Origin of the sequence: Peribacillus sp. FSL E2-0218 (assembly GCF_037992945.1) — a bacterium.
In the GTDB taxonomy this organism is placed as follows: domain Bacteria; phylum Bacillota; class Bacilli; order Bacillales; family DSM-1321; genus Peribacillus; species Peribacillus simplex_B.
Map to the genome: position 1 here is coordinate 2,770,956 of NZ_CP150304.1, position 19,799 is coordinate 2,790,754.

Here is a 19,799-nt window from a genome sequence, read left to right on the forward strand (position 1 = left end):
TATATTAAATATGAATGTTAATTTCTTTATTTAATGATCCCTATATGTTTATAATTAAATTGAGACGTATAGAGCGAAGGAGTGAGAGGCATGATTATGTCAGACCTGGCAGGAGCAAGCACAGCGGAAATTATGCAAAAAAAGACCCAGCATAAAAAATTGACGCTAAGACAAATTTTACAGAGAGGTCTTTTGATTACGATCGGCGCAGTTTTGATGGCTGTCGGCCTCGAGATTTTTTTGGTACCGAATAATGTTATCGATGGAGGAATAACAGGGATTTCGATTATGTTATCCTACATAACTGGTTGGAAGCTCGGTATCTTCCTTTTCATCTTGAATCTCCCTTTCTTTTTTATCGGGTATAAACAAATTGGAAAAACCTTCGCATTATCTACCCTGTATGGAATTTTAGTCCTTTCCATAACTACCACATTGCTTCATCACGTACCAGCATTCACACAAGATATCCTCTTAGCATCCGCTTTTGGCGGAATGATTCTTGGCATTGGTGTCGGAATGGTCATTCGATATGGGGGCTCATTGGATGGTACGGAAATACTGGCCATCCTCGCCAGCAAAAAGCTCCCTTTTTCCGTTGGAGAGATTGTCATGTTCTTTAATTTATTCATCCTTGGGAGTGCCGGTTTCGTTTTCTCTTGGGATCGTGCCATGTACTCGATCATTGCGTATTTCGTAGCCTACAAAACGATGGATATCGTTATCGCTGGTTTGGATGAATCCAAATTCGTATGGATCATCAGTGATGAGTTCGGTGATATTGGAGACGCAATCATGCACCGCCTTGGAAGGGGCGTAACCTTTTTGGCTGGTGAAGGCGCTTATTCCGGGGATGATAAAAAAGTTATCTTTTGTGTAATCAACAGGCTTGAGGAAGCAAAGCTTAAGGATATCGTGAAAAGTTTCGACCCGTCTGCCTTCCTTGCCGTGGGTGACATCGCGGAAGTTCGCGGGGGCAGGTTCAAGAAAAAAGATATTCATTGAACTTTTCAATTACCCTTCCTGCTTTTTTCCAGGATTCTAGGCAAAAAGATAAAAAAAGCTGAAGGGAATTCCCTTCAGCTTTTTTTATCTTTTAATAATTTCTGGGATTGTTGATCGCTTGAAGCATTCTGGTTCCGGGTTTCATCTCACTGCTGCATAGCGGGCAAACATGTTCATCATTACTTGTAAAGTTATCGCGGATCCACCCTTTGCAATCTTCTGATGTACATTCCCATACCTTTGTTTCTTCAGGAATGATTTCTTCCGTATTATTTCTTCTATACATATATCTCACTCCTTAGAATTTGAATTGACTCCGTCCTGCGTAAAAGCTTCCAAGCCATAAAGATAAAAGAAGAATAGATGGCGAATAATCTAAATAATTGTGAGTGTTACTCATGCTTATTCTCCACACTCAACCTCGCAAGTTTCAAGAAGTTGAAAGTAGGACCATGAATTTTTAATATCTCATTATCCATTATAACATATAAAGCTGTTAATAATTGAGTAAAGATCGTAAAGAAGAGATGATTCTGTAAATAATACTTTCAAAAGCCAGATAAATCTGAAGCACAGTCCCGATTACCCTCGAGGTATTCGGGACTGTGCTGTTTAAGAATCCATTCCATATGGTTCTTCCTGCCCGTTCGCATGAATTGCTTCAAAATGAACCGGGCATGAGAGTAATTTTAGTGCCAAAACCTAAAACAATGAAAGCCCTGCCTCTCTCCCATCCATACGGTTCCTAGACCGTGCCTGCGAGAATCAGGTAAAAGCTTGTAAGTACATGTTTATTAATTAAAACCGTCCGTAATTCCAATTGGGAAAAGTATATTCCAAAAGATAAATGGTACATAGAAGTAAGTTAATGAAGAACAGAAATGGATCGAGGAAAATACTTGGTGACTACTTGTATTTCTTTTATCTAGATGTGTTTAACTTGATTCTACTTCATCATACCTATGATGAAAAATTATTTGATTAATAAAAATGTTACTTTAAATTACCCTCCAGTGCTTATCGCTAATAGCACTGAAACTTTATAATATCACACATATATATAAATGTAAAGTGTTAAATTCAAATCAAGCTTCTTCCTTCTTGAACGCAAAAAAATAAAGAGGCAATGTTTCACCTCTTTTATTTAAATGCATTATATTCATTTTCGATTTTTGGCAGTTCCCTGACCTCTTCGATCAATTGACTGCCGCACATTGGGCAATCATAGTTTTCCGAGGCAAAATCCTTTCTCATCCAACCATTGCAATCTGCTGATCCGCATGCATATACTATCGTATCTTCCATAATGATTTCTGGTTCCTCTGAATTCTTTTTGCCAAAATACATGAGCAACCTCCTCTTTTTTATATAAAGACTCTGACCAAAGGCAATAACCTTACCTTTACATCAACCCTAGTATACGCATTAAACCAAAATCTTATTTATTCATGGAAAAAATTATCCAAAAAACTATCCGCTTATCTTTTTTCCATCCCTGCTTTCACCATGATCGCTTTTATCATAAAATATGAAATATGTTCAGGCAGGGCTTCTTTCAATGGTTTTAGTTTTTCAGAATTCAATTGTAATGCCGTTTCCAATACGAGACCGTACTCTTCATCCGAGAAAATATCTTCCCATTTGATATCCATGTGTTCTTGGGCACACTTTAATAAATGATTTTCGATAGAAATCGTGGACAGTCCTCTTAAGGCTCCAATTTCTTTCATCGATTTACCCTCTTGGTATAAGCGGTAGCTTTCCAGATGTGAAGGCGTAGTGCTGCGCTTACTTGTTTCCTTAGTAACCATTGTATTGGTTTCAACTTCAGGATGTGCCTGTACATATTGGGAAATCCTTTCGAGGAACGCTGCGCCGAATCGCTCGAACTTCTGGGTGCCCACCCCTTTGACGTCAAGGAATGCCTGTTCCGTTCCAGGCAGTTTTGCAGCCATATCCTTTAAGGAAGCATCGGAAAAAATAATGAATGGCGGGACATTTTCATTTGCAGCCATTTCTTTTCTTAATTGCCGTAATTCTTCAAACAACCCATGATCGACACTGATGCTGCTAACATGCTTCATTTCTTTTCGAAGTACTTTTTTATGCCCCAAAAGGACCTCCCTGCCGGAATTGGTTACTTTCAGTACAGGGAATTGCCCGCCCGTCATTTCGATATACTGCTTAGCTGTCAGGAAATCAATGAAATCGCCAACATCCTTTGCCGTTTGATTATTGATGATCCCATAAGTCGAAAGCTTCTGAAAGCCAAACTCCTCCACTTTCTTATTCCGTGAACCTGTCAGCACCTGGGAAATCATCATCTTGCCAAATCGCTCACCCATGCGCAGCATGCACGAAAGCACCATCTGTGCCTGGGTCGTTACGTCCACGGAATCGCGTTTATCCGTACAATTCTCGCAATGACCGCAATCCTCGGGGGCTTCTTCCCCAAAATACCGAAGAATGAATGCCTGCAAACACCCTTCGGTAAAGCAATAGTCCTTCATTTTATTTAACTTCTTCAGCTCCTGAGCTTGCCACTCCTGCGATGGGTTTGATTGATCGATCAAGAATCGCTGAATTTGCATATCTTGCGGGGAATACAACAGGATGCATTCACTTTCCAAACCATCACGGCCTGCACGGCCCGCTTCCTGATAATAACTTTCCATATTCTTTGGAGTTTGATAATGAATGACGTACCTAACATTCGATTTATCGATCCCCATGCCAAAGGCCGAAGTCGCAACCATCAAAGAAACTTCATCACGAATGAATTCATCTTGCTGTTTTGAACGATCCTGCTCATTCATCCCAGCATGATAGCGTCCTGTTTTGAAGCCAGCTTTATTAAGCTTCGCATGCAATGAATCCACTTCTTTCCTGGTTGCCGCATAGATAATGCCCGATTCATTTTTGTTTTTTTCAACATAGCGCATTAAAAACCGGCCGCGATTTTCTTCCTTCACAACCGAAAAAAATAAGTTATCCCTGGAGAATCCCGTTGAAATGGCATGCTCCTTGGATATACCAAGGGACTGACATATATCATCAATAACGTGCGGGGTCGCTGTCGCCGTCAAGGCCAGGACAGTCGGCTCTGCTGGCATGTTCTTCAGCAAAGTTTTGATTTTTAAATAGCTTGGCCGGAAGTCATGGCCCCATTGAGAGATACAATGAGCCTCGTCAATGGCGACCAATGAAATTTCCACACTAAACAACTCCTGTTGAAATGCAGGGTTTTCCAGTCTTTCAGGAGCAACGTATACCAGCTTATACCGTCCTTGCTTAATATCGTTCATTCTCTTTGAAGATTCCAAACCTGAAATGGAGCTATTCAGAAATGTGGCATCAATCCCATTTTGTTCGAGGGCGTCTACTTGATCCTTCATCAAGGAAATAAGCGGGGATATCACGAGTGTAACACCAGGCAACAGAAGTGCCGGAATTTGATAACATATGGATTTACCCCCGCCCGTAGGCATGATACCGGCTGTATTCATTCCTTTTAACACCTGTTCGATAATCTGTTCCTGTCCTTTTCTAAATGATTCATAACCATAATACTGCTGTAAATATTCACGTGCCTTCTCCATCAATTCACTACTCCTCCTATTTATCTTGTAAGGTCCGGTAAGGGTTCATTACTTTCATTGTACCTGCTTTTCCGATCAACCAAAAGCACAAAAAGAGTAGACACATTAATTCTCCGTGTCTACTCTTTTCAATATATGAACATGTTTTGCATGGTAAATTAATTCAGGATTTGAACTTTAACATTTTTAACGCCCCAATTATTGGCGTCCTGTTCATTAGGAACAAAAAGGTCCACTCTATTTCCCTTGATGGCACTTCCAGTATCGGCAGCTGTTGCGTATCCATACCCCTCCACATAAACTTTTGAACCTAGCGGAATGACTGATGGATCTACGGAAATCACTTTTGCATTCGGATTGGCTTTCAAATCAACCCCTGTTGCTGTAGTGCCGCTGCAGCCTTGACAATCAGCCGTGTAAGCCGTTGCTCTGACAGTCAATTCTTTTTCCACACCCGCTTGATCGTTGGATTCCTGGTTTGAATCTGCCTTTTCTGGTTGTTCAGCTGGCTTCTCTTGTTCTGCTGGTTTAGCTTGTTCTGCTGGTTTAGATTGTTCTGCCGGCTTCTCTTGTTCCTCCGGTGCAGCCTGCTCTGATGTTTGCTCAGGACCTGCGCTCGCCGCTTCCACTTTGTTGCCTGCCGGCTTGATGACTAAATCCTGATCCGGATGGATCGTGTCGGAATTTAGGTCGTTCCAAGATTTAATATCATGTACCGATACATCATATTTGTGTGCTATTTCCGATAATGTCTCCCCTGACTTGACTTTATGATGCTGTTCTTGAGAGATATGTATGGTTTCTCCTACATAAATCGAGTCTGAAGACAAATCATTCCAAGACTTAATATCTTCTATTGATACTTTATATGTTTGAGATATCCCCCATAATGTGTCTCCATCTTTCACTTTGACATCTTCTGCTTGTACCGGAATGGTGAATGCACCGGATATTGCAGCCGCTGCCGCTAACGATAAGATTGATTTTTTCATATGTTGTTACCTCCTTGTGAGCTACTTTATAAGCTACGAGTTAAATCTTAACATAGTTTTTCTCTATACAAAGAACAAACAGATAAAGAATAGATGACAAACATCACAGGAAGATAACGGTATTATAACAACGATTTATAATATTCTGAAAAAACATCTTTTTCCATAACATCTCCTTTCCAAAGAAATATAGGCATATTATGCACGGCCGAGGCATAAAAATTAAAGGCCATATTTTTACGAAGGAGGCATATTCGTGACGCGCGATAAATCCTTTACATTAGTCAAATCATATAAACCTTTTCATAGTAAGTTTGATCCTTGTCCCCCCATAGGGAGGAAATACTACAGAACGCCACCCCATTTATATATCAATTTTCAACCTCCGAACCTGGAGCAATTCACACCAGAGGAAGCACTGAAATACGGGACGTTATGGAAGTTTTTTTATGATTATTATGATAATCCATATCGGGAAAGGGAGTCGTAAATGAATAAACTGGATGATGAATATTATAATTTGCTTGAACAAATACAAGCTGCGGATTTTGTGCTTGTCGAGCTGACTCATTATTTGGATACCCATCCTAATGACCAGCAGGCCCTGCTGCAATTCAATCAATTCCATGAATATTCCAGGCAACTGAAAGCGGTTTTTGAACCTAAATACGGTCCCTTATTGGGATTCGGAAACAGTTCCGGCGGTGAAAATAAATGGGAATGGGGCCAAGGCCCCTGGCCTTGGCAAGTATAAGGAGAGATATCGATGTGGGTTTATGAAAAGAAGCTGCAATACCCGGTTAAAGTCAGGGACTGCAATCCTAGATTGGCAAAATATTTAATTGAACAATACGGGGGAGCCGATGGAGAATTGGCAGCTGCCCTTCGTTACTTAAATCAGCGCTACACGATTCCTGACAAAGTGATTGGATTGTTAACCGATATCGGAACGGAAGAATTCGCTCATCTGGAAATGATCGCTACGATGATATATAAGCTCACGAAGGACGCCAAGCCACAACAAATGGCTGAAGCAGGACTTGGAGATCATTATGTCAATCATGATAGTGCACTGTTTTATCATGATGCGGCAGGAAACCCATGGACAGCCACGTATATCCAAGCAAAAGGGGATCCGATTGCCGATCTTTATGAAGATATTGCCGCTGAAGAGAAGGCGCGAGCAACGTATCAGTGGTTAATTGACATCTCAGACGACCCGGATATCAATGATTCCCTAAGGTTTTTACGCGAAAGGGAAATTGTCCATAGCATGAGATTTAGAGAGGCAGTGGAGATTTTAAAAGATGAACAAGGTAAAAAGAAGATTTTTTGAAGAGCATAAAAAAAATGGACCCCCATCTAAGACTTTTGTCTACAATGGGGGTCCATTTGAATTCTGCGCTTATCATCATTTACGATCTGAAGAATAAGTCCAGCCGTCTTCCTGATAAATCTTGTCTTCCTTCATCAATTTGCCAAGAGCACGTTTGAACGCTCCCTTGCTTAAACCGAAGTGAAATTGAATATCATCCGGAGGCGTTTTGTCTCCATAAGGCATCGCTCCGCCACGATTCATTAAATACTTGAAAATGACATCGGCATCTTCACCCATCAAATCTTGTTTAAACGGAATGAGAGAGACGTTCAGCGTACCATCTTCCTTACTGTCTATGACGCGGCCCTCCACTAATTCCCCAAGGCGAGGCTCCTCCTTGCGTTCACTTTCATGAATGAAGCAGCGATAGCCTTCTTGTGATACAAAGAATGATCCGACCATGAGCAGCCGGTAGACATTCCCGCTCACGGTTGTATTACGGACTCCTTTTAAAGGAGCCTTCACGGCAATCTCCTGGATTACATCTTCGGTTGCAAGCTTACCGAATAACCGGTCATTGCGATCGGTCTTCAAGGATACATAAAGCCGATCGCCTACCTCCGGCCACAAGCGGTCAATATTCGGAAGATCATCAAGAGATACAAGGATATCTTTGGAGAGTCCGATGTTCACAAACACCCCAAGCTTCCTTTTCACATTGACAACTTCCGCCCATCCATATCGATCGATTTGAATGTCGGGGATTTTCATAGTCGCCGTAAGCCTAGCTTGTTTATCATGATAGATGAATACCGTCACCGCATCACCAATCTCAAGCTCCGTTCCTTCGTTCGTTTCATTATGATGAAGTAAGACATCTTCTGAACCATCCGTTAAAAACCAGCCGAAATCCGCCTTACGTTCCACTTCTAACTCTACAGCCATGCCGGCCTGAATTTTTTGCATGTATTTGAATCCTCCTGTAACGTACCTTTACCTACAATTATATGGCATTAATTATTTTTTCCAACATCATTGAATTTATCATCTTTTTGTTGTTATGTATACCCATTCCTGCTTTTTCTTTACTCATGGTCCCCTTCATTACAGGAATGCGGTATCAAGATTTGCCCTTTTTTACGATTGCTTAACAACGTATGCATGATCACTTTCGATAATTGGCTCGGCTTGTAAGGTTTAACTAAGTAATCCTTGGCCCCCAAGGAAAGCCCTTTTTCCCTTTCATCAAGTGCGGTCGATATGAAAACGGGAATCTCCTTCAAGCCAGCGGATACTTTTAACTCCCTTAAAATGCCCCACCCATCCATCTCTCCTTCTTCAAGAAGGATATCCAGCACAATGGCGTCAGGCGGTGATTTTTTCAGTTCCTGGAAGGCTTTTCTCCCACTATTGAAATAATTCACATGAAACCCGCTATCCATCAATTCATATTTCAATAGTTCCGCCAAATTAATATCGTCTTCGATTACCATGATTTCATAGCTCAGTTTTATCGATTGCCGATCATGATTCGAGCTCGCTTCCTTTTGCGTAACCTTAGGGAAAGAAATGGTGAATGTGCTCCCTTTTCCGTATTGTGAAACCACCGTCACCTGACCTCCATGCGATTTGATGATTTCATCAACGATTGCCAGTCCCAGTCCAGTGCCTCCAATTCTGCGGCGATCTGAATTATCGACCCGATAAAACTTCTGAAATAAATGGGGCAGTGATTCTTCGGGAATGCCAAGCCCTTCATCCTCGATATCAATGGAAAGCATTTCCTTGCTGCTATAAACCCGTACCAATATCCTGCCGCCATCAGGAGAATATTTGATTGAATTACTTAGAAGATTGGTAAAGGCCTGTTCGATCTTTATCCGATCTCCCAAAATCATCACGTCAGTCGTTTCCACTTGAAGCTGAATATCATGGTGTGCTGTATTTATTTCCAAGTGTTCGATGACCTTCTGGAGCAATGGAAGGACCTCCACATATTTTTTTTCATAAACCTGTTTGCCCGACTCCATTTTTTGAACATCCAGAAAATCATTGATAAGTGCTGTCAGCCGTTTCGCTTCATTGTAGATCGTCTGCAGATATTTTGTCTGCCTTTCCGGCTTCAATGGTTTATTTAGCATCAATTCGGTAAAACCAAGGACGCTTGCAAGCGGAGTCCTTAATTCATGGCTGACCGTACTGACGAATTCGGATTTCATTTGATCCACTTCATATTCCATCGTTATATCCCGATAAACCAAGATAGTCCCAAAACCCTCTTCACGATAGCGCAAAGCTTCGAAATAAACCTTTATGACCTGATTCGTTTCTTTCTTTTTAAAAGTGAAGCTGCGTTGTTCATGATTGGCTTCTTCAAGATGCTGAATCGCTTCCTCCAACGAGCGGGAAAATCTATCCCCCTCCATTTGTTCAGATAACTCAGCACTCCACTTCTCCCATGGCAAGTCAATGATTTGATCAGGGGTTGAACCGGTTTTAAAAATATCGCAGAAGGGCTGATTGACCTGCACAACCTTTCCATCCTGATCGATCAACTGGATGCCTTCCTTTATCGTGTTCAAAATATCTTGATTTAATTTTCGATTACCTTCGGTTTGCTCGTATAGCTTGATTTTGTCAAGAGACGTGGCGATTTGCTTGGCCAGTGTTTCGCATTCTTCCACTTCCTGATCCTTAAATGGCGTTCCATATCTGCTGTAAACCATGATGGCGTCTACTTCTTGAAACGTGGATAAAACGGGAAGATATAAATCATAACTGTAATTCGTATTTTCGTGATACCCTTTCTCCGCGTCCAATTGTTCTCTTTTTATCGTGAAGGGTTTCTTTTCTTCTAGCAAACGATAATTCAAACCACTGTGGATGTTGTTTCGGAATTGCTTCACGCCATTATCCGAAATTCCAAATGAAGAAGATGCATCTTCATGAACTAAAGCAATCATCCCGCGATCAGCCGAAATGATCTTACTCATATTAAAGACAATGCTCTTCAATACTTCGTTTTTATCCAATGTGGAGGATATCCCGTTGATCAATTCATTTCTCCTTGTTAGCTTCTGTTCATTATCCCTTATGATCCCAAGTGTCACTTGCAGTTCATTTTGCTGGGCCTGCAGTTCATCCTGCTGTGCCAGCAGCTCTTCATTATGCGCCATCAATTCCTGCTCTTTTTCCTGAACGCTGGATAACATTTTTTTGAAGGCGATCGACAAAGCCCCAAGCTCATCCCTGCGATTTTCATTGACCGAAATGACAGCCTCCCGACCAGCAGCAATCTCATTGGCTGCCATTGAGAAATCGGCAAGTGGCTTACCGATATTCTTGATAATCGATCTGACTATGAACAGGAAGATGAATAAGAAAATAAGAACGAATCCGACAAATACGCCTTGAAGGATGGACTGTTCTTTTGTAAGATCCTTCACGTTTTCATCACGTTTCTCCGTCAGCTTGCCCAAATATGATTTTATCAGGCTGCGAAAATCCGAAACTTGCGCCATGTGTGTGCCACCGTTGTTTTCGGGGGAATCCAATAAGGACGGGAGAGCTTCGCTAAAATAATAACTGGTAAAATTGTCAAGCTTATCGGTCATGACCCTATCTTCCTTGGAATGAGCAATAGCCTTAAACTGTTCAATATTTTCCCGAATCGAAATTTCCTCTTGGGTGGATTGTTCCTTTAACCCATCTTTATCAAGTGAATTATAGGCTGTCAAATTTAAAAAGACCGTATGATATTGGTCGAGTATATCTTCAATTACTAATTGTTTTCCGACAATGCTTTGCCGGTGCTGGATATATTCAGCGTGCAAAGACTGCAAATGGAAAAATAATATGCCTGTCCCGGCAATGAATAGGATGATGCATCCCGTCATCAAAGACACGACCTGCCTTGACAGACTTTTAGTAATGTATGGATTCAGCTTCATGCAGAATGACCTCTATCTTTTCGATTAGCTTTAACGGACTGAATGGTTTGGCCATGAAATAGTCCGCACCTGCTTCCAATACTCGTTCTTGCTCAAATTGCTGGCTTTTGGCAGATAACATGAGGATTTTTCCTTGTGCTTGTATTTCGGAAGACTGGATTTTTTCAATGATCTCCAAACCAGTATACCCTGGCATCATATAATCAAGAATAATCAGGTCATATGTCCGGTGCTTGAGAAGCTGCACGGCCTCCATCCCATCTGCCGCTTCGTCAACCACATAATCTTCATCCTCCAGTGTGTCCACTACCAGCATTCGTAACACTTCTTCATCTTCCGCTAATAAAATTCGTTTCATCATTCAATCTCCTTAAGGGTGGTTTACGTTTAACATCGTCAAGCATGAACGATCCATACTTTGGCGCCTTTCTATCATCTCATTGTTGTTAGATGAGCTTTGTCAACAGGCGCTCTATCCTCGACTTCAGGTCAGTAATGCTAAAGGGTTTGGTTACATAATCGTCGGCCCCCAATGTCAACGCTTTGGCAATATCATCCGTACTTTTTCTTCCCGTCAGCATCAATACGGTATAAAAATCCGCATTGCTTCCCTGTTTCACTTTCTGCAGCACTTCAATTCCATCCATGATCGGCATTACACCGTCAAGAATTAAAAAATGCCCCACGTCTTCCTTGGCTCGATCGGAATTCAAGAATGAAGGGCCGTCTTCATAAACGGCAATATCCAAATCGAAGTACGGTACCTGCAGCGAACGCAATGCTTTGGTCAAGATGGTCCGGATAATGATGTCATCATCGATTACGGACACATTAAGAAATTTTTTGTTAAACCGGGTTTGCTGTATACTTTCAACCTTTGCACGCCCTGTTCGTTTCGCTTCATATAAAGAAGTGTCCGCTTCCTCAAGTGCTTCCTTTGGTGTAACCTGCTCATTTTCAACCGTAAATGCTCCTGCAGAAAATGTAACCGAAAAAGGCTGCCCCTCGTGGGTGAATTCCTTTGCGGAAAAGTCCTTGATTAACCTTGTTAGCTTATTCTTGGCTTGTACATTTGAAGTATCAGGAAAAATAAGGACGAATTCTTCCCCTCCATAGCGGCAGATCAAATCCGAGCTCCTGATCTTGCTTTTTATGAATTGGGCGAACTCTGCCAGTACGAAATCCCCGACCGCATGCCCATACCGATCATTCACTCGTTTAAAGTGATCTATATCAATGATGCTGATCGTAAAAGGCTGTCCTGACCGCTTATAGTCATTGAAATAGCGCGGCAGCGTGTCTTCAAGGAATCTTCGGTTATATACCTGCGTCAACTCATCGATCAGGACCGACTGATCAAAAATCCTCTTCCTCTGCAGATGTCTTTCCATCTTGACGATAAACTCATCTATATCGATCGGCTTGCCGATGAAATCATCCGCTCCCATCTTGAATGCTTTGATTCTGGTTGGCTTATCGTTCTGGATGCTGATCATGATTTTTGGAATGAAATATTTCTCATTATGCAAATGAATGTCCTGGAGGATTTGGAACCCATCCTTTGCAGGCAGTTGAATATCAAGTATTAGGCAATCTGGCTGCATTTCAAAATATTGATTGGTCGCCTTGACGGGATCGGCATTCGTGATCACCATCCATCCCTGTTCCTCCAGAAGATCCTTCAATAAAATGAGCATGGAAATATCATCGTCAATGATCTGGATGAGCGGGGCCTGGGAATCACGTACCGATTTTCCCTTTACTTCAATTTCATCAAAATGCTCATATTCGTATGTATGTTCAATAAGCTCGAAAAGGAAATTCCTAAGTTCGGTTGGAATCCATACTCGGCCACTTTCTTCATCCGTGGCTTCTAATAGCTGTTCCGTAATTGCCATAAGTCCACATAATTGCAGCGTTCCCGCGGTCCCTTTGATGGAATGCAAGAAACGGAATACTTCATCCTCCGGGATCGTTTGAACATCTTCAAGCTCCAGCCAATCTGAAAGTTGGTTTTTTATATTTCCAAATAAGCTATTTTTGTATTTGTCCATATTTACAAGTTTCACTTCTAATCACTTGACCCTTTCTTCAAATGCAAATAAGCCTTTTAGACCAGTAATTGTTTGTCGTTCAACGTCATTTAGGTCTAAAGTATATACTTTCAGGAATATTTTACATCATAAAAGTTTGTCTATAAATAGATTATCGCCATCTTGCAAAATTTATTTAAAATATTTCATGAAAATTCCTTATTTACTTGTCTTGCGAGGTATTTCCCCTTTTCAAAAATAGGGATTTCGATGATATAATTTAAATAATGACAGAAAGGAATAGGGAAACAGTCATGACAAAAAAATTGTATTACACATCCCCCAAGACCGCTCAATGGGATTCCGAGATCCTGGGGTGCTTCAAGGAGAATGACCATTACTATATCACACTTGATGAAACAGCCTTCTTTCCAGAAGGAGGCGGCCAACCTTCGGATACAGGAACCATCGATGGCCTCCCCGTTCTTGACGTAATGAAAGGCACTGATGGAAGCATTCTTCATAAGCTTGAGAGAAAGCCAAATTCAAGGACTGTACACTGTGAACTGGATTGGTCCCGCCGCTTCGACCACATGCAATCACATAGCGGCCAGCATCTCCTATCAGCTGTCTGCCGGGAACTTTACGATGCGAATACAGTCAGCTTCCATCTTGGCAAAGAGTATTTGACCATCGATATAACCGAAGCCAATTGGACTGAAATACATACGGCGGCAGCTGAAAAAAAGGTGAATCAATATATCTTCGATAATCGCAAACTGCACACATATTACGTCACCAAGGAGCAATTACAGACACTTGCTGTCGTAAAGATGCCTAAGGTTTCCGAGAATATCCGCATTGTCGAAATCGAAGGGATAGAGTATAACCCGTGTGGCGGAACCCACGTTGAACGAACTGGGGAAATTGGTTTGATAAAAATCCTCAAAACCGAGAAGCAGAAGGACCATACCCGCCTCTATTTCAAATGCGGCTCCAGGGCATTGAAAGATTACTCCGAAGGGCTAGGCACCCTCTCGGCCCTATCAAATAAATTCAATACCGGACGCACTGAAATCTTCAATCGAGTCGAAAAAATGGACAATGACTACAAACAGCTGCTTTCGGAAAATGAAAACCTAAAGCTTGAAAATGCAAAATTCCTGGCTGACTCCTTGCTTACTGGAAATCAGGAAGGGTTCATCCATCATTTATTCGAAGAAAGCTCACTGAAAGAATTGCAATATTTAGCAGCTACGATAATAAAAAAAGAAAAAGTGCTTGTATTATTAGCTTCCAAGAAGGATCAAAAAATGATTCTATCCAACAGCGGACCGCTGCCCATACATTGCGGACAATATTTCAAAGCCGAGCTTAATCTCTTTAACGGGAAAGGCGGCGGAAGTGAACAGACCGCCCAAGCAGGGTTTAGCTCACTAAATGATCTGCATGCCTTTTATCAGTTCACTATCGAAAAATGGAGTCCTAATTCCGCCGAATAAACAAACCCAAAAGGAACAATCGCCTAAAATCATCCAATGTGGATGGAAATGGTTAGGAATGCTCGTCCAAGCGTAACCAGTTAGGCGCAAAGCGAGGGCACGGATAAACGCATAATCAAGAAAAAAAGAAGTTGAATACCTACTGGATGTAGATAATCAACTTCTTTTTTTCATTATATGTTGATAAGGATTCCTGTTAATTATTCAGTGGGACACTTTTTCAGTAACCTCCGGGATGCTCAGTGCAGTGCCCACAGTGGAAAACAACGGTCTTCGTACAATATTCTAAAATATGGGCAAGCAGGAGTCCATCTTCGTTTTCAAGCAAACCGGAATGGAATAGGTAAATATTTATCTTAAAAACCTGAAAACAAACTGCAATTCACCGAAAGTTCCTTCAGTTTGAGAGGGCCACCCGCCCTCTTTCCCTTTATTCTTCTATCTTCAATTTCTGAATGCCGTGCTCTTCAATATGAAGGTGATACTTTTCTTCAAGCTCCATGATCCGTTTCATCGCTTCTTCTTGATTGTAATCATGTTTTTCCGATTCAGCGATAAACTCCTTTCTAGCCATATGATAGGCAAGCTTATCCTGGAAGACTCCTTCTTCATATTCGTCTATCACTTTATGGAGCTGATCCTCCAATTCCCTGCTTATATCGTATAGTTCATACTCCGGTTCAAATTGAACCCCTTCGATGCCGAAATCTTTGGCATGGGAATTGATATACTGCTCCAGTTCACCGAACTCTTTATTATTTTCCGTATCGGAAGCAACCCAATATCCGTATTGAACCATTTTGAATAAGGTTTCATATTGTTTTTTCGTGAAATTGATCTTCATTGGCCTAAACTCCTTTATATCGATACTAAAAAGAATAAACCGCATTGGAACAAAAGTCCAATGCGGCTCACCCTTACTCCGATATTTCCGTTACGGAAAAATAAGCTGCCTTTTCCGTATCCACGACATAATGGCAATCGCCCTTAACTAAATTATAATAACGGTGCTTTTGGATATTTGAAATCATTTGAGTTGAATCGTCACCCTCAACCTCATGCTCTAATTCTTTACCTCCTGGAAAATAAAAACCAACTTTCAATGTCATCTTCTCATCCTTCCCTTCATCTCGTTGAATTGCTCTTTTATTTCTTATCCCTTCTAAGGTAGTTATAAACATAAATTAAATGCTTATTCACCTTTACCATGATATTCTAGGTAAAAACAATGAAATCAAAGGGGACTTTTCATGAAAATAAGAAAAGCGACGGAGAAAGATGTAAAGGGTATAGCCCATGTGCATATAAGCAGTTGGCAATCTACTTATGCAGGAATCCTGCCACATCACTATCTAGCTTCATTGAATATCGAAACCAGGATGAAAAATTGGCAAAGGAATTTAAAAATGCTCCATAATGCCACATTTGTAGCGGAAAATTCCAACGGGGAAATCATCGGTTTCGCTTCAGGCGGGCCTGAACAAACAAAAGACCCGCATATTCAAGGTGAAGTATATGCCATCTACTTCTTGAAAACCTATCAACGAAGGGGACTGGGCAGGCAAATGGTAAAATCCATCATCGATGAACTTATGAAAATGGGCCATAAGAATTTAATCATCTGGGCATTGAAGGATAATCCTTCATGCGGTTTTTACGAAGCGCTAGGCGGTCACGTCATTGCTGAAAAAACGGTTAAAATGGCCGGAATCGAGCTAATCGAAGTAGGATATGGATGGGATGATATCCAGGATATCCTTGTTCATTTGTAAAACTTCCCGGAGGCTGGGCATCCTCCAGCCAGGCCATCTTACGGCTCGATAAGGAAAGCGTTTTTCTTCCGTCCTAAAAAATAGAGACGGTGCAAAGGCCTTGTCATCGTGACGTATAGCAGCTTGATGTCAAGCTCATTTTCGGTGCCGTACGTTTCCTCCAGCGATATGGCAAATACAACATCGAATTCCAGCCCCTTCGCTTGGTAAGAGGGAACGATAAGGGTTTTATTTTTCGGGATGCTTCCCGCCTCATCTATTAGGTGGAAGTCTTGATTGATTTCACTTAGTTTATCGTTCGCCAGTTTACAATCCTTCATCGTTTTGGCAATTACCGCGAACGTTTTGAATCCTTCCCCTTTAAGTGTTTCAATCAATTCGGTCAATTCTTCTTCCCACCCATCCTTATCAATGGAGATGAATTCAGGTTCCCTGCCATGACGGACAACAGGTTCAACTTCAGGGAAATCGTAGGTTAGCAACTGAAGAACTCGGTTAGCCTGGTTCATGATTTCGACGGTCGTCCTGTAGCTTTTTTGCAATTCCGTATAGGTCGCCCGCGGGAAAATACGCCTGTGAACCTCTTCCCATGTTTGCAAGCCACGATATGAATGGATGCCTTGTGCCAGGTCACCTACCAATGTGAACATATCAGTATCCACTGCCGTCTTGAGCGCTTGTAACTGCATGAAACTATAATCCTGCGCCTCGTCAATGACGACATTTTTTGCTTTATTTTCTTTGGCGACGCCAAATAGCCGCTCCTGAAGATATAATAATGCACCCAAATCCTCGGTTTCATAGCTTTTCATGGAAAATGATTTACGATTGTAGCTGCATAATGTGCCGGCATCTTCCAAAGTCAGTTTGCCGTTACTGTACGAGACCAGCCGCTCTGGGTCTTCGAACAATTCCTGATAGTATTGGAAGAGGTTTTTCATTTGAAATTGCTTGAAATAGGCTTTTACAGAAGTTCGGATCGCTTTTTGGGCCTGCCGGATCCTCTCTTCCTTTTTATCGTGGCATTTTGTAACGAATTCCTTACGTATGACTGGATCGATATTCTTATAGAGTGCCTTTTCAATTTTGGCCTCATAAAACTCCGTGACCCTCTCAAGTATGATTTTCTTTTTCCGTTTCACTTCATTTTGTAAAATGGCCTTCAATTTATCCAATCTCGTGTATAGAGGCAAATACCAATAATCCTCTTCCAATAATCTGATGAACTTCTTAGAAGAATAGAGGCGATATTTATCACAATAAAAATCAGCATCCGGATGAAATCCCCTGAAAATATCCTTTATATATTCGTCCAAAATATTTTTAAACGCAGGGGTTCCCTTCAAGCCTGATATCCAAACAGCGATCTTGGTTTCTTCGTCATCCTTTTCCAGCAATCGCGTTAATTTATCATCCGGCGCGAGCTTCACTTGTTTACCTATCGCCACCTGGACATATTCGGCGAAAGTGAACTGCTTTACTTTTTCAACACCCAATTCAGGCAATGCTTCAGATATGTAATCGATGAAAACCCTGTTCGGAGCCAGGATCATCAATTGCCGTGGGTCGAACATGTCTTTGTAGTGATAAATGAAGTAGGATATCCGATGTAAAGCAATTGTTGTTTTACCGCTGCCGGCCGCTCCCTGGACAATGATCGGTTTGTTCAAGTCCGCGCGGATGATTTTATTTTGTTCTTCCTGAATCGTCGTAATGATATCAGTCAGCCGATTGCTTGAACTTTTAGAAAGGGATTCCTGCAACAGTTCATCCGTTGTCGTTAAATCGATGTCCCTTACGTCTTCCAGGACACCTTCCTCGATCATTAGCTGCCTCTTTAACGTGATGCTGCCGCTAAATGTTTCCCCTTCGGCTTCGTACTCAATTTCGCCAATTCTTCCCTCGTAATAAAGATTGGCAATCGGTGATCGCCAATCGACGATGATCTGCTCCTGACTTTCCCTTTGATAAAGGGAGGTTTTTCCGAAATAAAGCATCTCACCGCTGCTGCCATCATTTCTTTCAAAATCGACTCTAGCAAAATAAGGCTTTTTACTCGCTTTCCGTAAACTCTCAAGCTCGGTTTTGGACATTTCAAAAAAGTTCGCTGTCGTCAGCAATTGAGAATATAAGCCGGATTCAGACCAGTCTGCATCACCAAAAGCTTCTTGCATATTGCGTTGAAATTGATCTTTGCTCGTTTCTGAGGTTTTGATGACGACATCGATATAGCGTTTTGTAAAATCCAGCCTCTGTCGCTCCTTCTCAAAATCGGGATGACTTCCCAACTCCCTCACTCTCCCTTCCGATTTAAACGAATAATCAAACCGATGCCTAGATGAAATGGACATTTATACTATCAGAAAACCTCATGGTTGACAAATTTAAATACATGAATTTTCCAATTTTTCAGTTGTTGTATGCTTTGACTGCTGCAGGATCCAGAAGACTCAGGTAGGAGGAAGATTTCGATGGGGTAGTAAGCATAAGTTGAACAGGGAGCCTACGGCCTAATGAGGGGACCATGAAGATTCGTTCTATAAACAAAAACAAAGGAGCGGAGAAAGCACCTCCGCCCCTTTATCAGCATATTGTAAACGTTATTTGGTGGAACCCTCTCCCGTTCCCGTAGGTTTAGTTTCAGCAGCTCCGGAATTGACATCTTTTAGAGTTGTATCCAATGCATCAAGTTCCTTCTGGCTTAGCGGCTGGTCATCTTTGGTTTGTTCTTTGACACTATTCACTGCCTCACCATGTGCCTTGACTTCTGCATTGGCCTTCTGTATCTCTTTTTCAAGCTGTGCCACTAATTTATCAGCTTCTTCAGCTTTTTGCTCGGCATATTTAAGTAAACCTTCATAATTAGCAATCTTTTCTTTCGTTGCATTCAACTCCGCAACTTTGCTATTATACTCATTAGTCTTAGTATTAAGAGCCGTCCTGGTCGCCTCCAAGTTCGTGTTGGAATCTTTTAAGTTTGCTTGTAGACCTGTGATATCTTGTTTAAGGGAAGCTATGTCCGCTGTTAGATTATCTTTTTCCGAGGTCATGCTTTTGATATTTTCATTTAACTTATTGATCTCGGCTTTCTTCCCGGTGATGATGGAATTCGCTTCATTAATTTTAGAATTAGCACTATCCCGCAATGTATTGATCTTGCTCACCAATATTTTCTCATTTCCTTCGAATTGAGTTAACTTGCTTCCTGCTTCTTTAACAAAATCCGTAGCCTGCTGCAATGTCCCAGTACCTGTAAATACCAATCCAGCCCCAGCCAATGTAAAACTCCCTAGTACAACACCAGCCGCAATCTTACTTGTAAATAAACCCATTCCAATTCCTCCAAATGATTCTTAATCCCGCAACGAATGTACCGATCCTATTCGAATAACAATTACATTGCATTCCTTTTTTTCAATTTAACGATGAAAATAAAAAAAGAGCCTTGAATGGCACAAAACAGCTAATTACATATCGTTCAAGTTTCTTGATTTTATATAAATCCCCATATTGTTCAACGCATTCCATTACGTTAAATTTCCATCGGCTTAAACTGACCCTATCACGTGACAATATAAAGCTAGAAGTCTATATTTCCTATAATTGAAACTATTTCAATGATGCTTCT

18 protein-coding genes are annotated in these 19,799 nt (G+C 41.4%); 6 read left to right on the top strand and 12 right to left on the bottom strand.

The annotated features are described in order from the left end of the window. Positions 1–90 precede the first annotated feature (90 nt). A complete protein-coding gene (locus tag MHI53_RS13305) occupies positions 91–1,005 on the top strand; it encodes a YitT family protein (protein ID WP_232732207.1) in 915 nt (304 codons plus the stop codon). A 91-nt stretch (positions 1,006–1,096) separates the two neighbouring features. Here MHI53_RS13305 and MHI53_RS13310 read toward each other — a convergent pair whose 3' ends face one another. The 4 genes from MHI53_RS13310 to MHI53_RS13325 all read right to left on the bottom strand — a co-directional run bounded on the left by MHI53_RS13310 (position 1,097) and on the right by MHI53_RS13325 (position 5,596). Further along, on the bottom strand, positions 1,097–1,291 hold the full coding sequence (locus tag MHI53_RS13310; RefSeq protein ID WP_034307294.1) for a cold-shock protein: 195 nt from the start codon (positions 1,289–1,291) through the stop codon (positions 1,097–1,099). An 854-nt stretch (positions 1,292–2,145) separates the two neighbouring features. Continuing rightward, entirely contained in the window at positions 2,146–2,352 is a 207-nt protein-coding gene (locus tag MHI53_RS13315; protein ID WP_061140325.1) for a cold-inducible protein YdjO-related protein, read from the bottom strand. A gap of 131 nt (positions 2,353–2,483) precedes the next feature. Further along, positions 2,484–4,607, bottom strand: a complete 2,124-nt coding sequence (gene recQ / locus MHI53_RS13320; protein ID WP_155645338.1) for a DNA helicase RecQ — start codon at positions 4,605–4,607, stop codon at positions 2,484–2,486. 155 nt (positions 4,608–4,762) lie between these two features. Next, entirely contained in the window at positions 4,763–5,596 is an 834-nt protein-coding gene (locus MHI53_RS13325; RefSeq protein ID WP_340371493.1) for a LysM peptidoglycan-binding domain-containing protein, read from the bottom strand. Between the two features lie 256 nt (positions 5,597–5,852). Here MHI53_RS13325 and MHI53_RS13330 point away from each other — a divergent pair, with 256 nt between their 5' ends. The 3 genes from MHI53_RS13330 to cotJC are packed head-to-tail and all read left to right on the top strand — an operon-like array spanning position 5,853 to position 6,932. Beyond that, the gene (locus MHI53_RS13330; RefSeq protein ID WP_340371494.1) at positions 5,853–6,086 is read left to right on the top strand and encodes a spore coat associated protein CotJA; all 234 of its coding nucleotides are present in this window, start codon (positions 5,853–5,855) and stop codon (positions 6,084–6,086) included. Beyond that, on the top strand, positions 6,087–6,350 hold the full coding sequence (locus MHI53_RS13335) for a spore coat protein CotJB (protein WP_340371495.1): 264 nt from the start codon (positions 6,087–6,089) through the stop codon (positions 6,348–6,350). Positions 6,351–6,362: 12 nt separating this feature from the next. After that, positions 6,363–6,932, top strand: a complete 570-nt coding sequence (gene cotJC, locus MHI53_RS13340; protein ID WP_061140329.1) for a spore coat protein CotJC — start codon at positions 6,363–6,365, stop codon at positions 6,930–6,932. Between the two features lie 75 nt (positions 6,933–7,007). Here cotJC and MHI53_RS13345 read toward each other — a convergent pair whose 3' ends face one another. From MHI53_RS13345 to MHI53_RS13360, 4 genes are all read right to left on the bottom strand, one after another. Continuing rightward, on the bottom strand, positions 7,008–7,880 hold the full coding sequence (locus MHI53_RS13345) for a S1-like domain-containing RNA-binding protein (RefSeq protein WP_061140330.1): 873 nt from the start codon (positions 7,878–7,880) through the stop codon (positions 7,008–7,010). Between the two features lie 119 nt (positions 7,881–7,999). Continuing rightward, complete coding sequence (locus MHI53_RS13350) at positions 8,000–10,864, bottom strand: ATP-binding protein (protein WP_340371496.1); 2,865 nt, start codon at positions 10,862–10,864, stop codon at positions 8,000–8,002. Further along, positions 10,839–11,222 (bottom strand): response regulator, encoded by a 384-nt coding sequence (locus MHI53_RS13355; RefSeq protein ID WP_340371497.1) that lies wholly within the window; start codon positions 11,220–11,222, stop codon positions 10,839–10,841. The genes MHI53_RS13350 and MHI53_RS13355 overlap by 26 nt, the downstream gene beginning before the upstream one ends. Before the next feature lie 88 nt (positions 11,223–11,310). Next, on the bottom strand, positions 11,311–12,933 hold the full coding sequence (locus MHI53_RS13360) for a diguanylate cyclase (RefSeq protein ID WP_340371498.1): 1,623 nt from the start codon (positions 12,931–12,933) through the stop codon (positions 11,311–11,313). Between the two features lie 278 nt (positions 12,934–13,211). Between MHI53_RS13360 and MHI53_RS13365 the strand changes: the two genes are divergently transcribed. Further along, a complete protein-coding gene (locus tag MHI53_RS13365; RefSeq protein ID WP_340371499.1) occupies positions 13,212–14,399 on the top strand; it encodes a hydrolase in 1,188 nt (395 codons plus the stop codon). Between the two features lie 430 nt (positions 14,400–14,829). Here the strand turns inward: MHI53_RS13365 and MHI53_RS13370 are convergent, their stop codons facing one another. Next, positions 14,830–15,243 carry a hypothetical protein gene (locus MHI53_RS13370; RefSeq protein WP_061140335.1) on the bottom strand — a complete coding sequence of 138 codons (414 nt, stop codon included), beginning with the start codon at positions 15,241–15,243 and terminating at the stop codon, positions 14,830–14,832. A gap of 73 nt (positions 15,244–15,316) precedes the next feature. Further along, a complete protein-coding gene (locus MHI53_RS13375) occupies positions 15,317–15,508 on the bottom strand; it encodes a hypothetical protein (protein WP_100531668.1) in 192 nt (63 codons plus the stop codon). 141 nt (positions 15,509–15,649) lie between these two features. Between MHI53_RS13375 and MHI53_RS13380 the strand changes: the two genes are divergently transcribed. Further along, positions 15,650–16,171 (top strand): GNAT family N-acetyltransferase, encoded by a 522-nt coding sequence (locus MHI53_RS13380; protein WP_340371500.1) that lies wholly within the window; start codon positions 15,650–15,652, stop codon positions 16,169–16,171. A 38-nt stretch (positions 16,172–16,209) separates the two neighbouring features. On the opposite strand, the gene helD is transcribed toward MHI53_RS13380, so the two are convergent. Together helD and MHI53_RS13390 are read right to left on the bottom strand one after the other, a co-directional pair. Next, complete coding sequence (gene helD / locus MHI53_RS13385) at positions 16,210–18,459, bottom strand: RNA polymerase recycling motor HelD (protein WP_340371501.1); 2,250 nt, start codon at positions 18,457–18,459, stop codon at positions 16,210–16,212. 312 nt (positions 18,460–18,771) lie between these two features. Continuing rightward, positions 18,772–19,503 carry a hypothetical protein gene (locus MHI53_RS13390; RefSeq protein WP_340371502.1) on the bottom strand — a complete coding sequence of 244 codons (732 nt, stop codon included), beginning with the start codon at positions 19,501–19,503 and terminating at the stop codon, positions 18,772–18,774. Between the last annotated feature and the right edge of the window lie 296 nt (positions 19,504–19,799).